The following is a 19336-nucleotide window of genomic DNA, read 5'->3' as shown; positions in this document are numbered from 1 at the left end:
ACCACCCCGAGCACCCACCGAAGCACCCGGGAGTCCCCCATGCACCTCGACCACGCCCACGCCCACCACGGCGCCGTCTCCGCCGACGCCCACCGCCCCGACGGCACCCGCCGCGCCCTGCGCATCGGGCTCGGGGGACCGGTCGGCTCGGGCAAGACCGCCACCGTCGCCGCGCTCTGCCGGGAGCTGCGCGAGAGCCTCTCCCTCGCCGTCGTCACCAACGACATCTACACCCGGGAGGACGCCGAGTTCCTGCTCCGCAACGCGGTCCTGCCGCCCGAGCGCATCCAGGCCGTGGAGACCGGCGCCTGCCCGCACACCGCCATCCGGGACGACATCTCCGCCAACCTCGAAGCCGTCGAGGACCTGGAGGACACCGTCGGACCGCTCGACCTGATCCTGGTCGAGTCCGGCGGCGACAACCTCACGGCCACCTTCTCCAAGGGGCTCGTCGACGCCCAGATCTTCGTCATCGACGTGGCCGGCGGCGACGACATCCCCCGCAAGGGCGGGCCCGGCGTCACCACCGCCGACCTCCTCGTGATCAACAAGACCGACCTCGCCCCGCACGTCGGGTCCGACCTGGACCGGATGGCCCGCGACGCCAAGGAGCAGCGCGGCGAACTCCCCGTCGCCTTCACCTCCCTGCGCGGCGAGGACGGCGTCGCGCCCGTCGCCGACTGGGTCCGGGCACAGCTCGCGGCGTGGACCGCGTGAGCCTGCGCGCCACCGCCCGGATCGCCGCCGACGCCGACGGCGGACTGCCGCTCCTGGTGAGCGACGGCCCCCTCGCCCTGCGCCGCACCCGGGCCGCCGGACCGTACACCCGGGTCACCGTCGTCGGGGCGATGAGCGCCCCGCTCGGCGGCGACCGGCTCGCGATCGAGACCGAGGTGCGGGACGGGGCCCGGCTCCAGGTCGACTCGGCCGCCGCCACTCTCGCCCTGCCCGGCCGGAGCGCCGAACCCGCCGCGTACGACGTGCGGATCTCCGTCGGCGACGGCGCGGTGCTGCGCTGGCTGCCGGAGCAGCTCGTCTCCGCCGCCGGTTCGCACCTGCGGATGCGGACCACCGTCGACCTCGCGCCCACGGCACGGCTCGTGCTGCGCGAGGAGCAGGTCCTCGGCCGGCACGGCGAGCCGCCCGGCACCCTCGTCACCCGCCTCACCGTCCGCAGGGGCGGCCGCCCCCTGTTCGACCAGGAGCTGGCTTTCGGCCCCGGCGCACCCGGCGGCTGGGACGGCGGCGCGGTCCTCGGCGGCCACCGGGCCACCGGACAACTCCTCGTCGTCGACCCCGCGTTCGCGGAGAAGCCGGTGGAGGCACGGCTGTACGGGGAGAACGCGGTGGTCAGCCCGCTCGCGGGGCCCGCCGCCCTCGCCACCGCCGTCGCCCCGGACGCGCTCGCGCTGCGCGGGCTCCTCGACCGGGCACTTGCCGGACTCGTCCCGTTCTGACCGTCTCCGCACGTTCACCGCTCAGCGGTACACCCGTCACCGGTTATTGGTTCGGTAAAGAAACACGTGTACGCATTTCACCCCGAGCCCCAGGGACGAAAGGATCCCCCGGACACACAGACTCCTTCTGGGGGAGGACCATTGAGACGCACAGCAGTGCTCGGCTCGGCCGGCACTCTGATAGCGGGCACGCTCATGGCGACCGCGCTCGCGGCGCCGACGGCCGGCGCCGTCACCGGCCACGACCGGGACGACGAGGCGCGCGGCGCGGTCGTCGCCGCCGCGCTGGCCGCGAAGGCCGGCATCGACTGGCAGGACTGCCCGGCCGACTGGGGACTGGAGAAGCCGATCCAGTGCGGCTGGGTCACCGTCCCGGTCGACTACGCCAAGCCCTACGGCAAGAAGATCAAGATCGCCGTGGACCGCGCCAAGTCCACCGGCACGCCCGCCGAGCGCCAGGGCGCCCTGCTCTACAACCCCGGCGGCCCCGGCGGCTCCGGCCTGCGCTTCCCGCGCCGGGTCACCACCAAGAGCGCCCTCTGGGTGAACACCGCGAAGGCGTACGACTTCGTGGGCTTCGACCCGCGCGGTGTCGGCCACTCGGCGCCCATCTCCTGCGTCGACCCGACCGAGTTCGTCAAGGGCCCCAAGGCGGACCCGGTGCCGGACAGCGAGGCGGACAAGCTCGCCCAGCGCAAGCTGGCCGCCGAGTACGCCAAGGGCTGCGCCGAGAAGAGCGGCGACATGCTGCCCTACATGACGACGCGCAACACCGCCCGTGACCTCGACGTCATCCGGGCCGCGCTCGGCGAGAAGAAGCTCAACTTCATCGGCGTCTCCTACGGCACCTACCTGGGCGCCGTCTACGGCACGCTGTACCCGGACCACGTGCGCCGCATGATCGTCGACAGCGTGGTCAACCCGGCGAAGAGCAACATCTGGTACCAGGCCAACCTGGAGCAGGACATCGCCTTCGAGGGCCGCCTCAAGGACTGGATGACCTGGGTCGCCCAGAACGACGCCACCTACCACCTCGGCGACACCCTGGCGGAGGTCCAGCAGCAGTGGGTGACCCTGCGCGCCGCCGCCAAGAAGGCGCCCCTGGGCGGCAAGGTCGGACCGGCCGAGCTCATCGGCTTCTTCCAGAGCGCCCCGTACTACGACTCCTCGTGGGCCCCGGTCGCGGAGGCCTGGAGCGCGTACGCCGCGGGTGACCCGCAGCCGCTCATCGACGGTGCCGCCGCGGACCTCACCGACACCGCCGGCAACGCCGCGTCGGAGAACGGCAACGCCGTCTACACCGCCGTCGAGTGCGCCGACGCGCCCTGGCCGACGAGCTGGAACAGGTGGAACCGGGACAACTCCCGCCTCCACGAGCAGTACCCGTTCATGACCTGGGCGAACGCCTGGATGAACCTGCCCTGCGCGACCTGGTCCGCGCCGCGCCAGAAGCCGACCGAGGTCAAGACCGGCAAGGGTCTGCCCCCGGTGCTCATCGTCCAGTCCGAGCGTGACGCGGCCACGCCGTACGCCGGCGCGGTCGAGCTGCACAAGCGCTTCAAGGGCTCGCGTCTCATCACCGAGAAGAACGCGGGTTCGCACGGCGTCACCAGCCTGGTGAACGCGTGCATCAACCCGAAGGTCGAGACGTACCTGCTCACGGGCAAGGTGGACAGCCACGACGTGACGTGCGAGCCGCACGCCACGCCCAAGCCGTAACACCCGCACCACGCCAGGGGGCGGTCGCCACACGGCGGCCGCCCCTCCGCGCGTGTCTCAACGCGCGGCGAGCCAGGCGTCCTCGGCGGCGTAGTCGAAGAAGTCCACCCCGTACTTCGCGAGTCCGGGGAAGGCCTCCCGCCACTCCCGCCCCTTCAGGTGTCCGGCCAGCCACTCGACCGTCGCGGGCAGCGACTCCGCGTACGACACCACCGGCCGGTAGCCCAACGCGCGCTCCGCCGCCGTCATGTCGTAGACGACGGGGTGCGGCGCGGTCCACGGGGTGAGCCCCACGAGGTCCCCCGGCGGCGCCCCCTCGATCAGCACCGTCTCGCTCTCCACCCCCAGGACGGCGTCGATCGCGGCCCCGATCTCCGCCACCGTCGGCGCCTCCGGGTCGGCGCCGTTCAGCACCCGGCTGCCCGGCCGGGCCGCCGCGAGCCGGACGAGCTCCGCGAGGTTGTCCACGTGCGCCGGATGGAACCGCGAGGCGCCCCCGTACGACAGCAGGCGCACCGGCCGCCCGTCGAGCGCCCGCTTCACGAACCACAGCTCGCGCGGCCCCGGGCAGTACGGGCCGTGGATCGCGCCCGCCCGCAGCAGCGTCGTCGGCAGCGCCCCGCCCGCCGCGAGCAGCTCCCGCTCCAGGGCGATCTTCCGGGTGCCGTACGTGCCGTCGCCCGGCGCGACCGTCCGCCAGTCCTCCGCCACCGGCACGGGGAACGCGGGAAAGCCGTCCGGCCGGTCCTGGGTGTCGAAGCTGCGGCCCCGCTCGTCCTCGTACACGGCACCGCTCGACACCACCACCGCCGAGCCGATCCGGTCGGCCAGACCCGTCAACTGCCGTGCGTGGCCCCGGTCGTACGCGACGATGTCGACGAGCACGTCACACCCGTCGCCGAGCCCCGCCGCGAGCGCGCCCTCCTCGTTCCGGTCGAGCCGCACCGACCGCACCTCCCGCGGCCACCCCTCGTCCCTGGCGCCGCCCCGCGAGGCGGCCGTCACCTCCCAGCCGTCCGCGACGAGCGCCCGCACGGCCGCCCGCCCCACCTGTCCCGTCGCACCCAGCACGAACGCGTTTCCCTTGGTCATGCGAGGGACCGTACGGGCACCCGGGCCGCGGATCGGCGGATTGCGCCGTGCGCGGATCCGCCCTCAGCGTTCCCCTCCCGGGAACTTCTCGGGAGGCCCGTCACCGCCGGACTCCGCAGCCTTCACCACCGCCGCGTACTCGTCCACGTACTCCTGTCCCGACAGGCGCAGGATCTCGTACATGATCTCGTCCGTCACCGCGCGGACCACGGCCTTCTCCCCGGCCGAACCGGCGAACCGGGAGAAGTCCAGGGCCTCTCCGAAGCGGATGGTCACCCGGCGGATCCTCGGCACGACCTTCCCCGGCGGCTGGATCTCGAAGGTCCCCACCATCGCGCAGGGCACCACCGGGACCCCGGCGGTCAGCGCCATCACCGCCACCCCCACCTTGCCCTTGTACAGCCGTCCGTCGTGCGAGCGCGTCCCCTCCGGATAGATCCCCAGGAGCTCGCCGCGGCCGAGGACCCCGAGTCCCTCCCGGATCGCCGCCTTCCCGGCCTCCTTCCCCGACCGGTCCACCGGGATCTGCCCGGCGGCCCGGAAGAAGGCCGCCGTGAGCCGGCCCTTGAGCCCCGGCCCCGTGAAGTACTCCTGCTTCGCCAGGAAGGTGATGCGCCGGTCCAGGACGACCGGCATCAGGAAGTGGTCCGAGAAGGAGAGGTGATTGCCGGCGACGATCGCCGCCCCCTCCTCGGGGATGTGCTCAAGCCCCTCGATCCGCGGCCGGAACAGCAGCCTGAGGAGCGGCCCGAGCAGGACGTGCTTCATCAGCTGGTAGAACACGCGCGACCCCCGTTCGTCGTCCGTCACGCCCCGTTGTATCCCCGCACGGGCCCGTGGTCCACTGGTGGGGGAGCGTCACATGACAGGCGAGCGCGGGGCCAGGCGCCCCGGCCGCGTCCTCACCGCGCTGCTGTGCGCGCTGACGGCGGCCGGGTTGTACGGCTGCTCCGGCTCGGGCCCGTCGGAGCCCAGCCCCACGCCGACGACCACGCCCGCCACACCGCCCCCCACCGCGCCCACCGGCCTCTCGCCCCTCACGGGACTCCCCGCGCGGCCCGCCCCCGTGCTCGCCGTGAAGATCGACAACGTGCCCGCGGCCCGCCCCCACACCGGCCTCGGCGCGGCCGACCTCGTCTACGTCGAACAGGTCGAGGGCGGGGTGACCCGGCTCCTGGCCGTCTACTCCTCCCGCCTGCCCGACCTCACCGGACCCGTCCGCAGCGCCCGCGAGTCCGACATCGCGCTGCTCGGCGACTTCGACCGCCCCGTCCTCGCCTACTCCGGCGCCCAGTCCGCCCTGAACCCGCTCCTCCGGGCCGCGCCCCTCGACCTCGTCACCGAGAGCACCACCCCCGGGGCCTTCCGGCGCTCGGCCGACCGGCCCGCCCCGCACAACCTCTACCTGCGCCCCGGCCGCGCCCTGGCCGCCGCCCCCGGGGCGGGCGAGGCCCGGGACATCGGCTTCCGCTTCGGGCCGGCGCCGCCCGGCGGCACCCCGGTCACGCACACGAGCGTCCGCTACCCGGCGGCGCGCTACACCTTCACCTGGTCCGCCGCCGACCGCGCCTGGCGGGTGGCCATGGACGGCCGCGAGGCCCGCGCCACCGACACGGGCCCGCTCACCCCGGAGACCGTCGTCGTCCAGTACGTGACGATCCGCCCCTCCCGGTTCCACGACCGGTTCGGCGCGGTCTCCCCGTACAGCGAGACCGTCGGCGACGGCCGCGCGCTCGTCCTGCGCGACGGCCGCGCCCACGAGGCCCGCTGGTCCCGCCCCTCGGCCGCGTCCGGCACCACCTTCACCACCCCGGCCGGGGCGCCCCTGCCCTTCGCCGCGGGCCAGGTCTGGATCGTCCTGGCCCCGAAGGCATAGGGACGGAGCCGCTCAGTGCCGTTCGCCCAGGTCCAGGCGGTCGGCCAGGCCGGCCGCCGCGAAGGCCGCCAACAGCTCGTCGGCAACCGCTACCTCCTGCGCCACGGCCGCCGTCACTGGTGCTCGGTCCGCTGCGGCGACCGCGCCCGCGCCGCCCGCGCCTACGCCCGCCGCACCGGCGCCGCGACGGACTGAACAGGCGGGCCTCTCAGGGGTTCGTGGGGCCCGGCGGCCTGGGGCGTGGAGCGGGCGGCACGGCGCTGTCCGCCGCCGCCATCCCGATCGTCGCCACGACCAGCACGATCAAGCCGAACCAGAGCCAGCCGCTGCTGCCGAGCGCCACCGTGTAGGCCGTCGTCAGCACCAGCGCTGCGCAGGTCAGCACCGCCATCGTCTTCGTGGGACCGGACATCAGCCCGCCTCCTCCCGACCGGGGCGCGGAAGCCGTCCAGCCCATCGTGACCCCAGGAGAGGGGCGTGCGCTACTCCCCGGACGCTCCGGCGTGCGCCGGGACGCGAAACGGGCGCCGGACGGTCGGCCGGGATCACGAGCCTGCACCGGCCGCGACGGCGGCCCGGAAACGCGAACCGGGCCCGGCGCCGCGAGCGGCACCGGACCCGGCCGGAGTGGTCGAAGGCGCGTCAGCTCCGCGCCCGGAGGGACGCGAGGTACGCGTTGTACTCCTCCAGCTCCTTGTCGCCGTCCCGGTCGGCGGCCCGGTCCTTGCGGACCGCCTGCCGCTGCTCGGAGTGGTACCACTGGTAGACCAGGGCGATCAGGACCAGGACGGACGGGATCTCACTGAACGCCCAGGCGATGCCGCCCGCCGCGTTCTGATCGGCGAGGGCGTCGATCCCGAGCGAGGCCGGCGGGTTCTCGTACGCCTTCACCAGCGGCTGCGACGCCATCATCATCGCGATGCCGAAGAACGCGTGGAAGGGCATGCCCGCGAACAGCTCCAGCATCCGCATCACGTAACCCGGCCGGTGCGGGCCCGGGTCCACGCCCATGATCGGCCAGAAGAAGATCAGGCCGACCGCGAGGAAGTGCACCATCATGCCGATGTGCCCGGCCTTCGAGCCCATCAGGGAGTCGAAGAGCGGCGAGAAGTAGAGCCCGTAGAGGCTCGCGATGAACATGGAGATCGTGAACGCCGGGTGCGTGATCACCCGCATGTACCGGCTGTGCAGCAGCTTCAGGAGCAGCTCGCGCGGCCCCGTCGAACCCCGGCCCGCCACCGGCAGCGCCCGCAGCGCGAGGGTCACCGGAGCGCCGAGCAGCAGCAGGATCGGCGACAGCATGGAGATCACCATGTGCTGCACCATGTGCACGCTGAACATGACCATGCCGTAGTCGTTGAGCTTGGTGCACATCACCAGCGCGATCGACAGCACGCCCACGGTGAAGAGCACCGTGCGGCCGACCGGCCACGCGTCACCGCGCCGCCGCAGCCGGGCGACGCCCCAGCCGTAGAGACCGAGCGCCGCCAGGCATCCGATCATGAAGAAGAGGTCGGGAGAGAACTCCAGGCCCCGCCCCAGCGTGAACGGCGGCAGATCCGTGGTCATGCCGTGCCCGCTGTGATCCATCCGTACACTCCTGGAGCCCGATTCGCGCTTGTTGTCCGCACCAGACTAGAACCGCCCCCGGCCGCGACTGCGACCGGGGGCGGGTGTCACGGACGGCAGCGGTCAGAGCACGCACTCCGCCTCGGCGTACCGGTCGGCCGGGACCGTCTTGAGGGTCTCGACGGCCTTCGCCAGCGGGACCATCGTGATCTCCGTGCCGCGCAGCGCGGTCAGCATGCCGAACTCGCCGCGGTGCGCCGCCTCGACGGCGTGCCAGCCGAAGCGGGTCGCGAGGACGCGGTCGTACGCGGTGGGCGTGCCGCCGCGCTGGACGTGTCCGAGGATGACCGGGCGGGCCTCCTTGCCGAGGCGGCGCTCCAGCTCGGCGGAGAGCTGGTTGGCGATGCCGGTGAAGCGCTCGTGGCCGTAGATGTCGGTGCCGGCCGTCTTGAAGTCCATCGAGCCCTCGCGCGGCTTCGCGCCCTCCGCCACGACCACGATCGCGAACCGCTTGCCGGCCTCGAAGCGCTCGCCGACCCGGGAGGTCAGCTCGTCGATGTCGAAGGGGCGCTCGGGCACGACCACGGCGTGCGCGCCGGCGGCCATGCCGGAGTGCAGCGCTATCCACCCGGTGTGGCGGCCCATGACCTCGACCACGAGGACCCGCTGGTGGGACTCGGCGGTGGTCTTCAGCCGGTCGAGGGCCTCGGTGGCGACGGTGACGGCCGTGTCGAAGCCGAAGGTGACGTCGGTCGAGGCGATGTCGTTGTCGATCGTCTTCGGGACGCCGACGATGGGCAGGCCCGCCTCGGACAGCAGGTTCGCCGCCTTGAGGGTGCCCTCGCCGCCGATCGGGATGATCGCGTCGAGGCCCAGGTCGGCGACGTGGCCCTTGGCGCGCTCGACGCCGTCGACCAGGTGAGCGGGCTGGACCCGGGAGGAGCCGAGGATGGTGCCGCCGCGGGCCAGGATGCCGCCCACCGCGTCGAGGTCGAGCTTCCGGTAGTCGCACTCCAGGAGGCCCTTCCACCCGTCGTGGAAGCCGATGACCTCGTCGCCGTGGTCGACGACGGCGCGGTGCACGACGGACCGGATGACAGCGTTCAGACCGGGGCAGTCTCCGCCGGAGGTGAGCACGCCAATGCGCATAGCCCAAATACCTTTGCAACGTGGGCCGACTCCCGGACCACGTCGTCCGGCTGGATCCCCGCCACCCTATCGTCGCAGGGTGACGGGGCCGAACCGGATGTCCGCACAGTGGACAACGTACGTTCGTACGAGGGACCGCCGGCGGTGCGCGGGTTGACCCGGACGGGCCGGGTCGCCGCTGCTCAGGCGGGCTGGGTCGCCGCCGCGATGCGCTCGGCGCGCAGCGCCTCGTACCAGCGGTCGTCCGTCGGCGGCAGCGCGTTGACGTCGAGCGCCAGCTTCAGGAGCAGGTCCGCGATCTGCGGGTTGCGCGCCATGACGGGGCCGTGCATGTACGTGCCGAAGACCGTGTCGTTGTACGCGCCCTCGGTGCCGTCGCCGGTCCCGTTGCCGTTGCCGTAGACGGTCCGGGCGAACGGCCGCGCCGTCGGGCCGAGGTGGGTGATGCCCTGGTGGTTCTCGAAACCGGTCAGCTGGGGGAGGCCCAGCCGCGGGTCGATGTCACCGAGGACGTCGCCGACGCAGCGGGCGCCCTCGCCGCGGGTCGTGGTCACGTCGAGCAGACCGAGACCGGGCTGCCGCTCGCCGACGTCGTTGATGAACTCGTGGCCCAGGATCTGGTAGCCGGCGCAGACCGAGAAGATGATCGCACCGTTGGAGGCGGCCCGGGACAGGCCGCCGTCGCGGAGGAGCCGCTCGGCCGCGAGCCGCTGCGGACGGTCCTCGCCGCCGCCGATCAGGTAGATGTCGCCCGAGGTCGGCACCGGCTGGTCGCTGCGGACGTCGACGCGCTCGACGTGGAGTCCGCGCTGTTCGGCGCGGCGCTGGACGACGAGGACGTTGCCCTGGTCGCCGTAGGTGCTGAGCAGGTCGGGGTAGACCCAGACCAGGCGCAGGCTGCTGTCAGTCATGCTGCAAGTCCTCTACGGGTCAGTTGCCGACGCGGCGGCGGACGTCCTGGAAGGCGGTGTAGTTGGCGATCAGCTCGATCTGCCCGGGCGGGGCCATCGCGACGGCCTCGTCCAGCGTCTCGCAGACGCGGAAGTCCACACCCGCGACCTCCAGGCGGACCGCGAGGTCCAGCTTCCGGTCGCCGATCACCATGATCGGGTGGCCGGCGAGCCGGCCGTAGTCCACGTCCCACAGCCAGGAGGTGTCCGTGCCGTCGGCGCCCCGCGCGTTGACGGAGAGGATCACCGGGGCGGGCGGCCCGTCGATGAGGGAAAACGTTTCGAGCCAGCCGGCCGGGTTCTTCGCGAGGAGCAGACGCAGGTCGCGGTTCTGGAAGGAGACCACGTCGTAGCGTCCGGCGACGGCCTGCACCTGGTACATGCGCTCCAGGGCCACCTGCGGCGGCACCCCGAAGACGGCGGCGACGGCGGCCGAGGTGGCGGCGTTCGCCTTGTTGGCGCGGCCGGGCAGCTGGAGACGGATCGGCCAGGCCGAACCGTGCGGGTCGAGCACGTGGTCGCCGCTGAGCGCCCAGCTCGGGGCGGGACGGCGGAAGCCGCACTCGCCGCAGAACCAGTCGTCGCCGGGACGCTGCATCACACCGCCGCAGGCGGGGCACGACCAGGCGTCGTCCTTCCACTCCTGACCGGCGGCGACCCACACCACGTTCGGGGAGGAGGAGGCGGCCCACACGATGAGCGGGTCGTCGGCGTTGGCGATGACCACGGCCTTCGTGCCGTTGAGGCCCTCGCGCCACTTCTCGGCGAGCATCCGGGTCTCGGCCGCGCGGTCCAGCTGGTCGCGGGAGAGGTTGAGCAGCGCGATCGCCTTGGGGGTGGTGTCCCGTGCGACGCCCGCGAGGTACTTCTCGTCGACCTCGATCACGCCGAACTTGGAGTCCGAGCCGCCGGCCAGCGCCGAGGTGATGCCGGCGGGCATGTTGGCACCGAGGGCGTTCGAGACCACGGGGCCGGCGGCACGGAGGGCCTCCGCGATGAGCCGGGTCGTGGTCGTCTTGCCGTTCGTCGCCGACACCAGGACGACGTCCAGATGCTGCGCGAGCCGTCCCAGCAGGTCGGGGTCGAGCTTCAGCGCCACCTTGCCGCCGATCACCGATCCGCTGCCGCGCCCCGCCGCACGCGACACCGCGGCCGCGGCCCTGCCCGCCGTCACGGCCAGCTTGGCGCGCGGCGACAGCGGCTCTGGATTACCGGGGTGTCCTGACATCGTTCTTGTTCCTCCTTGCGTCGGTCCGGGCTCAGCCTATCGAGATCCGGTCGGCAGCCCGAACAGCGGCACCGCCGAGCGGCCGCGGGAAACGCGGAGGTCACGGCGGACCGTACCCTTACCGCCATGCGAAACCGCCCCATCCCCGGCAGTTCCGGCCGTGTCCGAGAGATGACGCTCCTCGGCGACCCCGTGCTGCACACGCCCTGCGCTCCCGTCACCGACTTCGGCCCCGAACTGGCCCGGCTCGTCGAGGACATGTTCGCCACGATGTACGCGGCGCACGGCGTGGGCCTGGCGGCGAACCAGGTCGGCGTGGGCCTGCGGGTCTTCGTGTACGACTGCCCCGACGACGAGGAGAACCGCCACCTGGGCCACGTGGTGAACCCGCGTCTGGTGGAGGCGGACGGCGACGAGATCCGCGGCCCCGAGGGCTGCCTCTCCCTGCCGGGCCTGGAGGCGCCGACGCCCCGTTTCGACCGCGCGGTGGTCGAGGGCGTCCGCCTGGACGGCACTCCGATACGGATCGAGGGCACGGGATTCTTCGCGCGCTGCCTCCAGCACGAGGCGGACCACCTGGAGGGCGGGGTGTACGCGGACCACGTCACGGGGTGGCGCAAGTCACGCCTGATGCGGGCGGTCCGCAAGGAGCCGTGGGGGAGCGGAGCGGACCGTATCGCCTAGGGGTGTCCTGTCGGTCAGTCGGGGCTCGCGCGCCTGGCCACGACGGCCGCCCGGGGCTGCCGTCATGAAGTCCGTCCAGAAGCCGGGCTCGTCTAGAAGCCCGGCCCGCCCGGGAGGTCGTCGGCCTCGGCGAGGCGGCCCCAGAGCAGGTCGGCCAGGCTCTTGACCAGGTCCGCGCGGGAGCAGGGGCGCTCGCCCAGCCACCAGTCGCCGGCCGCGTGCATCATGCCGACGATGCCGTGCCCCCAGATCCGGGCCTGGGTCTGCCCGGCCGGACCGGGGTCGACCCGCTCGGCGATGACCTGGCCGAGCTCCTCGCCCATGCGGCGGAGCAGCGGGGCGGAGTGGCGGCCGACGTCGAAGCCCTGCTCGGTCTGGTGCGACTCCTCCGCCGGGTGCATCAGGAAGCGGTAGACCTGGGGCATCGCCTCGATGGAGGCCAGGTAGGTGTCGAGGGTGGCCTCGACGCGGCGGCGCCGGTCGGCGGGCGCGTCGAGCGAGGCCCGGAGCGAGGCGAGGAGCGCGTCCGTGTGCCGCGTGGCCAGGGCGCGGTAGAGCCCGCCCTTGTCGCCGAAGTGGCGGTAGAGGATCGGCTTGGTGATCCCGGCCTCGGCGGCGATCGCGTTCATGGAGGCCTTGGGGCCGTCCCGGAGCACCACCCGGTCCGCCGCCTCCAGCAGCTCGCGGCGCCGCTGCTCGGCGGGCGTCTGCTGGTCGGTGTCCCGGTGTGCGATGTCCATGTGCGTGTCTCCCCGCCCGTGCGATTCGTGAGGCTGTCGCAACGTAACACCCGGCCGGGATCGGGTGTCGGTCGGCCCGAACCGCTCCACCGCAGGTTGACAGCCTCTACCCACCGGTAACAGACTGCTGTTACCGCAAGTAACGTCATGCTGGGAGGGAACATGGGAGAGTTCGCGCTCGAACTCAACGAGGACCAGAAGCAGGTGCGCGACTGGCTCCACGGCTTCGCCGCCGATGTGATGCGCCCCGCGGCCGCCGAGTGGGACGAGCGTGAGGAGACTCCCTGGCCGATCATCCAGGAAGCGGCCAAGCTCGGCATCTACTCCCTCGATTTCTACGCCCAGCAGTTCTTCGACCCGACCGGCCTGGGCATCCCGATGGCGATGGAGGAGCTCTTCTGGGGCGACGCCGGCATCGCCCTCTCCATCGTCGGCACCGGCCTCGCCGCCGTCGGCGTCCTCGCCAACGGTACCGAGGAGCAGATCGGCACCTGGGTCCCGCAGATGTACGGCGACGCGAACGACGTCAAGGTCGCCGCCTTCTGCTCCTCCGAGCCCGACGCCGGCTCGGACGTCGCCTCCATGCGCACCCGGGCCGTGTACGACGAGGCCAAGGACGAGTGGGTCCTCAACGGCACCAAGACCTGGGCGACCAACGGCGGCATCGCCAACGTCCACGTCGTCGTCGCGGTCGTCGACCCCGCGCTCGGCTCCAAGGGCCACGCCTCCTTCATCGTGCCGCCGAACACCCCGGGCCTGTCCCAGGGCCAGAAGTTCCAGAAGCACGGCATCCGCGCCTCCCACACCGCCGAGGTCGTCCTGGAGGACGTCCGGGTCCCCGGCTCCTGCCTGCTCGGCGGCAAGGACAAGCTGGACGAGCGGCTGGCCCGCGCCCGGGAGAAGGCCAAGGCCGGCGGCGAGCGCGTGAAGAACGCGGCCATGGCCACCTTCGAGGCCTCCCGCCCGGCCGTCGGCGCCATGGCCGTCGGCACCGCCCGCGCGGCCTACGAGGTCGCCCTCGACTACGCGAAGACCCGCGTCCAGTTCGGCCGCCCGATCATCGAGAACCAGGGCGTCGCCTTCCAGCTCGCCGACATGGCCACCCAGATCGACGCCGCCCGCCTGCTGGTCTGGCGCGCCTCCTGGATGGCCACCGCCGGCAAGCCCTTCACGGCGGCCGAGGGCTCCATGTCCAAGCTGTACGCGAGCGAGGTCGCCAAGAAGGTCACCGCCCAGGCCATCCAGATCCTCGGCGGCAACGGCTACACCCGGGAGTACCCGGTGGAGCGCATGCACCGCGATGCCGCCATCTACACGATCTTCGAGGGCACGAGCGAGATCCAGCGCATGGTCATCAGCCGCGCCCTCGCGAAGTAGCCGTCCGGTCCTCACACGAGGCAGAACTCGTTGCCCTCCGGGTCCTGGAGGACCACCGCGTAGTAGTCCATGCCGTTCGGCTCGTCCATCGTGTACAGCACGGTCGCGCCGAGCGCCGTCAGCCGGGCCACCTCGCCGTCCACGCGCTCGCGGCGGACGGCGAGGGGGACCTCGCGGCCGCCGCCGACCTTCAGGTCGAGGTGGACGCGGTTCTTGACGGTCTTGGCCTCGGGGACGCGCTGGAACCAGACGCGCGGACCCACGCCCTTCGGGTCGACGATGGACTCCGGCAGCTCCCCGGCGTCCTCGCCGAGCTCGTCCTCCGGCACGCCGATCGCCTCCCAGTAGGCCCGCCAGGTCGCGTGCCCGGCGGGCGGCGGATCCGGGACGTACCGCAGGGCGGCCAGCCAGAACGGCACCAGGCGCTGGGGGTCGGCGCAGTCGATGGTCAGTTGCAGGGTCAGCTCGGGTCGCTCCATGACGACGAGCCTCCCAGAAGCCACTGACAATGCCGTGGACCGCGAGCGGTTCAAGTCAACCGGCCGGATCCGAGCGGGTGTTCGCTCGCGGCTCGTCTGAGGCACAATCACCGGGCCAGTGACGACCAAGGGGGAACCGATCATGGCCAGCACCACCGGAACCGCGGCACCTCAGCTCGCGGGAAGTCCGCTCCTCGGCTCCATGTTCGAGCTCAAGAGCGACTCGCTCGGCACCTTCCTGCGCGCCCGGCGCGAGCACGGCGACGTCGTGAAGATCACCGCGGGCCCGCCCGGGATCCGCGCCACGATCTACGGCGTCTTCTCCGCCGAGGGCGCCCAGCAGGTCCTCGCCGGCGAGTCCGCCAACTTCCGCAAGGACAACGCCTTCTACCAGGAGATCCGCGAGTCCTTCGGGAACGGCCTGCTGACCAGCCAGGACGAGGACTACCTCCGCCAGCGCAGGCTCGTCCAGCCGCTCTTCACCAAGCGCCGGGTCGACGGCTACGCGGCGGCCGTGGCGGCCGAGATCACCACCCTCGTCGGCGAGTGGCAGGACGGCGCGACCGAGACCGTCGACGTCCTCCACGAGATGACCCGCTTCGCCCTGCGCGCGGTCGCCCGCATCCTCTTCGGCACGGACGTCGACGCGGCCGTCGAGATCGTCGAGCGCAGCTTCCCCGAGCTCAACGCCTACGTGCTGAGCCGCGGCTACGCCCCGCTCAAGGTCCCGCGCGACTGGCCCACCCCCGGCAACCGCAAGGCCGCCGCCGTCCACCAGGCGCTGTACGAGGTCTGCGACCGCATCATCGCCGAGCGACGCGCCTCCGGCCGGGCCTCCGCCGAGGGCGACGACCTGCTCACCCTGCTCGTCGAGGCCGAGAGCGCCGAGGACGGCAGCTTCGACGCCACCGAGCTGCGCGAGCAGGTCCTCATCTTCCTCCTGGCCGGGCACGAGACCACCGCCACGTCCCTCGGCTTCGCCCTCCACCTGCTCGCCAAGCACCCGGAGGTGCTCAAGCGGGCCCACGAGGAGGTCGACCGGGTCCTCGGCGGCCGGACCCCCGGCGCCGCCGACCTCGACGCCCTGCCCTACGTGACCCGGGTCCTCAAGGAGACGATGCGGCTCTATCCGGCGGCCCCCGCGATCGGGCGCCGCGCCGTCGCCGCCACCGTGGTCGACGGCGTCGCCATCCCGGCCGGTGCGGACGTCGTCGTCGCCTCCTGGGTCACCCACCGGCACCCCGCCTACTGGGAGGACCCGGAGCGATTCGACCCGGACCGTTTCACGCCCGAGGCGGAGGCGGCGCGCCCCCGGTACGCCTGGTACCCCTTCGGCGGCGGTCCGCGGGCCTGCATCGGGCAGCACTTCTCGATGCTGGAGTCGGTGATCGCCCTGGCGATGATCCTCCAGAAGCACGGCCTCGAAGCCGTCGACACCGAGGTGCCCGTCGGCTCCGCCATCACCCTCTACGCGACGGGCCCGGCCCGCTGCCGGCTGCTGCCGCGCTGAGAGCGGGGGAGCGGCCCGGTACCGGGCCACTCCCCCCGACGCCTCCCCTACGGCCTCGTCGCGACGACGACGGTCGCCCACCACTCCTCGGAGGTGACGAGGCGCGGCGCCAGACCGGCCGCGGCCATCACGGCGAGCGCGGTCTCCGCCTGCCGCTCGCTCGTCTCCACCAGCAGATGCCCGCCCGGCGCCAGCCACTCCGGCGCCTCGGCGGCCACCCGCCGCATCACGCCGAGACCGTCGACGCCGCCGTCGAGCGTCACGCGCGGCTCGTGGTCGCGGGCCTCGGACGGCAGGAGCGCGATCTCCTCGGTCGGGACGTACGGCACGTTGGCGACCAGCACCTCGACCCGGCCCCGCAGCTCCCGCGGCAGCGGCGCGAAGAGGTCCCCCTCGTACACCCGGCCGCCGCGCGGCTCCACGTTCCGCCGGGCGCAGCGCACCGCCGCCGGCTCGATGTCCGAGGCGTGCACCTCCGCGCCCTCGACCTCGGCGAGCAGCACCGCGCCCGCCGCTCCGGAGCCGCAGCACAGGTCGACGCAGACGGCACCGGGCCGGGCCAGCTCCACCGCCCGGCCGACGAGGAACTCCGTACGCCGCCGGGGCACGAACACCCCGCCGTCCACCTCGACGCGCAGCCCGGCGAAGTCGGCCCACCCCACGACGTGCTCCAGGGGCAGGCCGGAGGCCCGCCGCTCGACCATCAGGTCGAGCTCGGCGGGCCCGGCGGCGGTCGCGAGGAGCATCTCCGCCTCCTCCTCGGCGAAGACGCACCCGGCGGCCCGCAGCCGCTCGACGACCCCCAGTTCAGACAAGCTGGGCCTCGATCGCGGAGACGATCTCCGGGGCGTCGGGCTCGGTCCGCGGACGGAAGCGGGTGACCTCGCCGTTCCGGCCGATCAGGAACTTCTCGAAGTTCCACTGCACGTCACCGGCCTCGCCCTCGGCGTCGGCGACCTTCACCAGCTCCGAGTAGAGCGGGTGGCGCCCGTCCCCGTTGACGTCCGTCTTCTCCAGGAGCGGGAAGGACACGCCGTACGTGGCGGAGCAGAAGGTCGCGATCTCGTCGGCGCTGCCCGGCTCCTGCCCGGCGAACTGATTGCAGGGCACACCGAGCACGGTGAAGCCGCGCTCCCCGTACTCCTTCTGCAGCCGCTCCAGACCCGCGTACTGCGGGGTGAGCCCGCACTTCGAGGCCACGTTCACGACCAGCACGGCCCGGTCGCGGTAGTCGGCGAGGGAGACCGGCTCGCCGGTCAGGGTCTTCAGGGGGATGTCGTACAGGCTCATGGAGTGCTCCTCGTCGGAAATAGGGTTTGATCTCAGCATGGGAGACGAACCACTGGCAATCGCGATCGATTCCGCACCGGGGCCGGGACCGCGCCGCGTGTACTGCCGCCTGTGCGGTCGCCCCCTGACCGGCGCGGACTCGCGCCGCACGGGCCTGGGGCCCACGTGCGACGCGAAACTCCACCCGGCGCCCCCGGACATCCGCACCCGCCGCCACGAGGTGGCCCAGGACACCCTCCCGGGCCTGGACCAGTCAGCCGGCTGAGGCGATCAGCTCGGAGTACGCCACCCAGCGCTCCTCCGGAGGGAGCGCGAGGAGCGCGACCTTGCGCGCGAGCAGCGGATCGGGACGGCCGGCGAGCCGCGGCACGGCGTGCTCGACGAGCCAGGCCTGGAGCTCGGGCAGGAGCGCCTCGCCGTCCATGTCCCAGGGCAGGACGAACGGATCGTCCCGGAGCAGTTCGTCGATCCGGTACGCCACCCAGTCACCGAGGTGCCGGTCCTCCGTGCCGCCGCGGGGAGCGGCGCCCCAGACGTCCAGCAGCGGCCCCATCGAGCCGTGGACGTCGAGGCACAGCTCCCAGACGGCCCCCACGGGGTACATGGGCTCAGCGGCGGCGAGCGTCTCCCGCCACCACACGTCGAGGAATCCTTCGATCGCCTCCGCCTGCTCGGACGGCCAGTCCCGCCAGACGATGCGACCGAGGCCAGTGCGCACGTACCCCATGCCGGAGAAGCGCCCGGCTGCCACGAAGGCGAGGAACTCCGGCAACAGCCGCCGGACCACGGCCGGATGGTCGTCGAAGTGGCTGGGCACCTCGTGGAAGAACTGCCGCACCAGATCGTCGCCCAGCGGCGCCCTCGGAACCGCGAGCAGCGCCAGATCCCCGGCGCCGTAGCAGTGGAGACAGCCCTCTGCGGGCGCGGTCATCCCGCCGAAGACGGCGTCGACGCGGCGAAGTGCGGAGGCAAGGGCGGGAGAGGGCACGGCACGGTCCTGACGGGACTCCGCCGACGCGGCACGCCGGGCGAAGATCGCGACGCTACCAGCCGTCAAAACCGTTGGGCCAGTGGTTTCACGGCCCGTCAGGGTGAGTCGCGATGAGACCGAAACCCGAGCGACCGGAGTCCTGACCCATGTCCACCCTGCGCGTCACCGCCGAAGTCCTGACCGTCCATCCGCATCCGAACGCCGACGCCCTGGAGCTCGCCCAGGTCGGGCTCTACCGGGCCGTCGTGGCCAAGGGGGCGTACGAGACGGGCGACGTCGCCGTCTACATCCCCGAGCAGGCCGTGCTGCCCCTCGCGCTCGTCGAGGAGCTGGGGCTCACCGGGCGGCTCGCCGGAGGGAACGCGGACCGGGTGAAGGCGGTGCGGCTGCGCGGGGAGCTGTCGCAGGGGATCGTGTGCCGGCCCGCGGCGCTCGCCGGAACCGACCTGGCGCGGGCCGCGGCCGACGGGGTCGACTTCGCGCAGACCCTCGGGATCACCAAGTGGGTGCCGCCGATACCGCCGACGATGAGCGGGGACGTGGAGCCCGCTCCCGACCTGCTGCCCTGGGTCGACATCGAGAACCTGCGGCGCTACCCCGACGTGTTCGAGCCCGGTGAGCCCGTCGTCCTGACGGAGAAGCTGCACGGCACCGCCTGCCTGCTGACCTTCCACGCCGAGGACGGGCGCGTGCAGGTCTCCTCCAAGGGGTTCGGCGGGAAGGGGCTCGCCCTCCGGGAGGACCCGCGCAACCTGTACTGGCGTGCCGTCCACGGGCACGGGCTCGCCGCCGTCGCCGAGCGGCTCGCGCAGCGGCTCGGCGCCCGCCGGGTCGGGCTCTTCGGCGAGGTGTACGGCTCCGGGGTGCAGGACCTCGCCTACGGCGCCGACGCCCGCTCCGAGACCGTCGGTTACGCGCTGTTCGACGTGTCCGCCGAGATCGACGGACAGGTGCGGTGGCTGGACCCGGAGGAGGTCCTGGAGAGCGGCGAGGTCCCCCTCGTACCGCGCCTGTACTCCGGGCCGTACGACCTCGACACCGTCCTCGCGCACGCGAGCGGCCGCGAGACCGTCTCGGGACGGGAGGCGCACCTGCGGGAGGGCGTCGTCATCCGGCCCGCGACCGAGCGGTACAGCCCGGTCACCGGCGGCCGGGCCATCGCCAAGGCGGTCAGCCCGGCCTACCTGACCCGCAAGGGCGGCACCGAGTACGAGTGAGGGGGGAG

General features: G+C 72.9%; 21 protein-coding genes and 1 pseudogene. 10 read left to right on the top strand and 12 right to left on the bottom strand.

Annotated elements, in window-relative coordinates:
* The first annotated feature begins 39 nt into the window (after nucleotides 1-39).
* The 3 genes from ureG (at nucleotide 40) to ABTY59_RS30685 (ending at nucleotide 3176) form a co-directional block, all read left to right on the top strand.
* Nucleotides 40-717 carry an urease accessory protein UreG gene (ureG, locus tag ABTY59_RS30695; protein ID WP_352022335.1) on the top strand — a complete coding sequence of 226 codons (678 nt, stop codon included), beginning with the start codon at nucleotides 40-42 and terminating at the stop codon, nucleotides 715-717.
* Nucleotides 714-1457 (top strand): urease accessory protein UreD, encoded by a 744-nt coding sequence (locus ABTY59_RS30690; RefSeq protein WP_352022422.1) that lies wholly within the window; start codon nucleotides 714-716, stop codon nucleotides 1455-1457. Before ureG ends, ABTY59_RS30690 begins: the two co-directional genes overlap by 4 nt.
* A 195-nt stretch (nucleotides 1458-1652) precedes the next feature.
* On the top strand, nucleotides 1653-3176 hold the full coding sequence (locus ABTY59_RS30685) for an alpha/beta hydrolase (RefSeq protein ID WP_352022421.1): 1524 nt from the start codon (nucleotides 1653-1655) through the stop codon (nucleotides 3174-3176).
* 57 nt (nucleotides 3177-3233) lie between these two features.
* Here ABTY59_RS30685 and ABTY59_RS30680 read toward each other — a convergent pair whose 3' ends face one another.
* Together ABTY59_RS30680 and ABTY59_RS30675 are read right to left on the bottom strand one after the other, a co-directional pair.
* Nucleotides 3234-4268, bottom strand: coding sequence for an NAD-dependent epimerase/dehydratase family protein (locus tag ABTY59_RS30680; RefSeq protein WP_352022334.1), 1035 nt, complete (start codon nucleotides 4266-4268; stop codon nucleotides 3234-3236).
* A 63-nt stretch (nucleotides 4269-4331) separates the two neighbouring features.
* Nucleotides 4332-5051, bottom strand: coding sequence for a lysophospholipid acyltransferase family protein (locus ABTY59_RS30675; RefSeq protein ID WP_352022420.1), 720 nt, complete (start codon nucleotides 5049-5051; stop codon nucleotides 4332-4334).
* A gap of 79 nt (nucleotides 5052-5130) precedes the next feature.
* Between ABTY59_RS30675 and ABTY59_RS30670 the strand changes: the two genes are divergently transcribed.
* Together ABTY59_RS30670 and ABTY59_RS30665 are read left to right on the top strand one after the other, a co-directional pair.
* Nucleotides 5131-6144, top strand: coding sequence for a DUF3048 domain-containing protein (locus ABTY59_RS30670; RefSeq protein WP_352022333.1), 1014 nt, complete (start codon nucleotides 5131-5133; stop codon nucleotides 6142-6144).
* Between the two features lie 84 nt (nucleotides 6145-6228).
* A pseudogene (locus ABTY59_RS30665) lies at nucleotides 6229-6339 on the top strand (CGNR zinc finger domain-containing protein); the annotation flags it as partial.
* A 13-nt stretch (nucleotides 6340-6352) separates the two neighbouring features.
* Here the strand turns inward: ABTY59_RS30665 and ABTY59_RS30660 are convergent.
* From ABTY59_RS30660 to ABTY59_RS30640, 5 genes are all read right to left on the bottom strand, one after another.
* A complete protein-coding gene (locus ABTY59_RS30660) occupies nucleotides 6353-6556 on the bottom strand; it encodes a hypothetical protein (protein ID WP_352022424.1) in 204 nt (67 codons plus the stop codon).
* A gap of 230 nt (nucleotides 6557-6786) precedes the next feature.
* Nucleotides 6787-7734, bottom strand: a complete 948-nt coding sequence (locus ABTY59_RS30655; RefSeq protein WP_352022332.1) for a cytochrome c oxidase assembly protein — start codon at nucleotides 7732-7734, stop codon at nucleotides 6787-6789.
* A 102-nt stretch (nucleotides 7735-7836) separates the two neighbouring features.
* Nucleotides 7837-8862 (bottom strand): 6-phosphofructokinase, encoded by a 1026-nt coding sequence (locus tag ABTY59_RS30650; RefSeq protein WP_352022331.1) that lies wholly within the window; start codon nucleotides 8860-8862, stop codon nucleotides 7837-7839.
* Nucleotides 8863-9044: 182 nt separating this feature from the next.
* A complete protein-coding gene (locus tag ABTY59_RS30645) occupies nucleotides 9045-9773 on the bottom strand; it encodes a type 1 glutamine amidotransferase (RefSeq protein WP_352022330.1) in 729 nt (242 codons plus the stop codon).
* 19 nt (nucleotides 9774-9792) lie between these two features.
* Nucleotides 9793-11040, bottom strand: coding sequence for a Mur ligase family protein (locus tag ABTY59_RS30640; RefSeq protein WP_352022329.1), 1248 nt, complete (start codon nucleotides 11038-11040; stop codon nucleotides 9793-9795).
* Nucleotides 11041-11166: 126 nt separating this feature from the next.
* Between ABTY59_RS30640 and def the strand changes: the two genes are divergently transcribed.
* Nucleotides 11167-11724, top strand: a complete 558-nt coding sequence (gene def / locus ABTY59_RS30635; RefSeq protein ID WP_352022328.1) for a peptide deformylase — start codon at nucleotides 11167-11169, stop codon at nucleotides 11722-11724.
* A 92-nt stretch (nucleotides 11725-11816) separates the two neighbouring features.
* Here def and ABTY59_RS30630 read toward each other — a convergent pair whose 3' ends face one another.
* The gene (locus tag ABTY59_RS30630; protein WP_352022327.1) at nucleotides 11817-12464 is read right to left on the bottom strand and encodes a TetR/AcrR family transcriptional regulator; all 648 of its coding nucleotides are present in this window, start codon (nucleotides 12462-12464) and stop codon (nucleotides 11817-11819) included.
* Between the two features lie 162 nt (nucleotides 12465-12626).
* Between ABTY59_RS30630 and ABTY59_RS30625 the strand changes: the two genes are divergently transcribed.
* Complete coding sequence (locus ABTY59_RS30625) at nucleotides 12627-13841, top strand: acyl-CoA dehydrogenase family protein (protein WP_352022326.1); 1215 nt, start codon at nucleotides 12627-12629, stop codon at nucleotides 13839-13841.
* A gap of 11 nt (nucleotides 13842-13852) precedes the next feature.
* Here ABTY59_RS30625 and ABTY59_RS30620 read toward each other — a convergent pair whose 3' ends face one another.
* Nucleotides 13853-14320, bottom strand: a complete 468-nt coding sequence (locus ABTY59_RS30620; protein ID WP_352022325.1) for a VOC family protein — start codon at nucleotides 14318-14320, stop codon at nucleotides 13853-13855.
* Between the two features lie 142 nt (nucleotides 14321-14462).
* On the opposite strand from ABTY59_RS30620, the gene ABTY59_RS30615 reads away from it, so the two are divergent.
* On the top strand, nucleotides 14463-15830 hold the full coding sequence (locus tag ABTY59_RS30615; protein WP_352022324.1) for a cytochrome P450: 1368 nt from the start codon (nucleotides 14463-14465) through the stop codon (nucleotides 15828-15830).
* A gap of 47 nt (nucleotides 15831-15877) precedes the next feature.
* Here the strand turns inward: ABTY59_RS30615 and ABTY59_RS30610 are convergent, their stop codons facing one another.
* A complete protein-coding gene (locus ABTY59_RS30610; RefSeq protein WP_352022323.1) occupies nucleotides 15878-16645 on the bottom strand; it encodes a putative protein N(5)-glutamine methyltransferase in 768 nt (255 codons plus the stop codon).
* Entirely contained in the window at nucleotides 16638-17120 is a 483-nt protein-coding gene (locus ABTY59_RS30605; RefSeq protein WP_352022322.1) for a glutathione peroxidase, read from the bottom strand. Before ABTY59_RS30605 ends, ABTY59_RS30610 begins: the two co-directional genes overlap by 8 nt.
* A 37-nt stretch (nucleotides 17121-17157) precedes the next feature.
* On the opposite strand from ABTY59_RS30605, the gene ABTY59_RS30600 reads away from it, so the two are divergent.
* The gene (locus tag ABTY59_RS30600; RefSeq protein ID WP_352022321.1) at nucleotides 17158-17385 is read left to right on the top strand and encodes a DUF6011 domain-containing protein; all 228 of its coding nucleotides are present in this window, start codon (nucleotides 17158-17160) and stop codon (nucleotides 17383-17385) included.
* Here the strand turns inward: ABTY59_RS30600 and ABTY59_RS30595 are convergent.
* On the bottom strand, nucleotides 17374-18108 hold the full coding sequence (locus ABTY59_RS30595; protein ID WP_352022320.1) for a hypothetical protein: 735 nt from the start codon (nucleotides 18106-18108) through the stop codon (nucleotides 17374-17376). The two genes, ABTY59_RS30600 and ABTY59_RS30595, sit on opposite strands and share 12 nt — an antisense overlap.
* A gap of 149 nt (nucleotides 18109-18257) precedes the next feature.
* Between ABTY59_RS30595 and ABTY59_RS30590 the strand changes: the two genes are divergently transcribed.
* Entirely contained in the window at nucleotides 18258-19328 is a 1071-nt protein-coding gene (locus ABTY59_RS30590) for an RNA ligase (ATP) (protein WP_352022319.1), read from the top strand.
* The last annotated feature ends 8 nt before the right edge of the window (nucleotides 19329-19336 follow it).

Source organism: Streptomyces sp. NPDC096079 (assembly GCF_040303145.1).
In the GTDB taxonomy this organism is placed as follows: Bacteria; Actinomycetota; Actinomycetes; order Streptomycetales; family Streptomycetaceae; genus Streptomyces.
The sequence above is the reverse complement of the archived record's forward strand: the minus strand, read 5'-3'. Positions and strand labels throughout refer to the sequence as shown.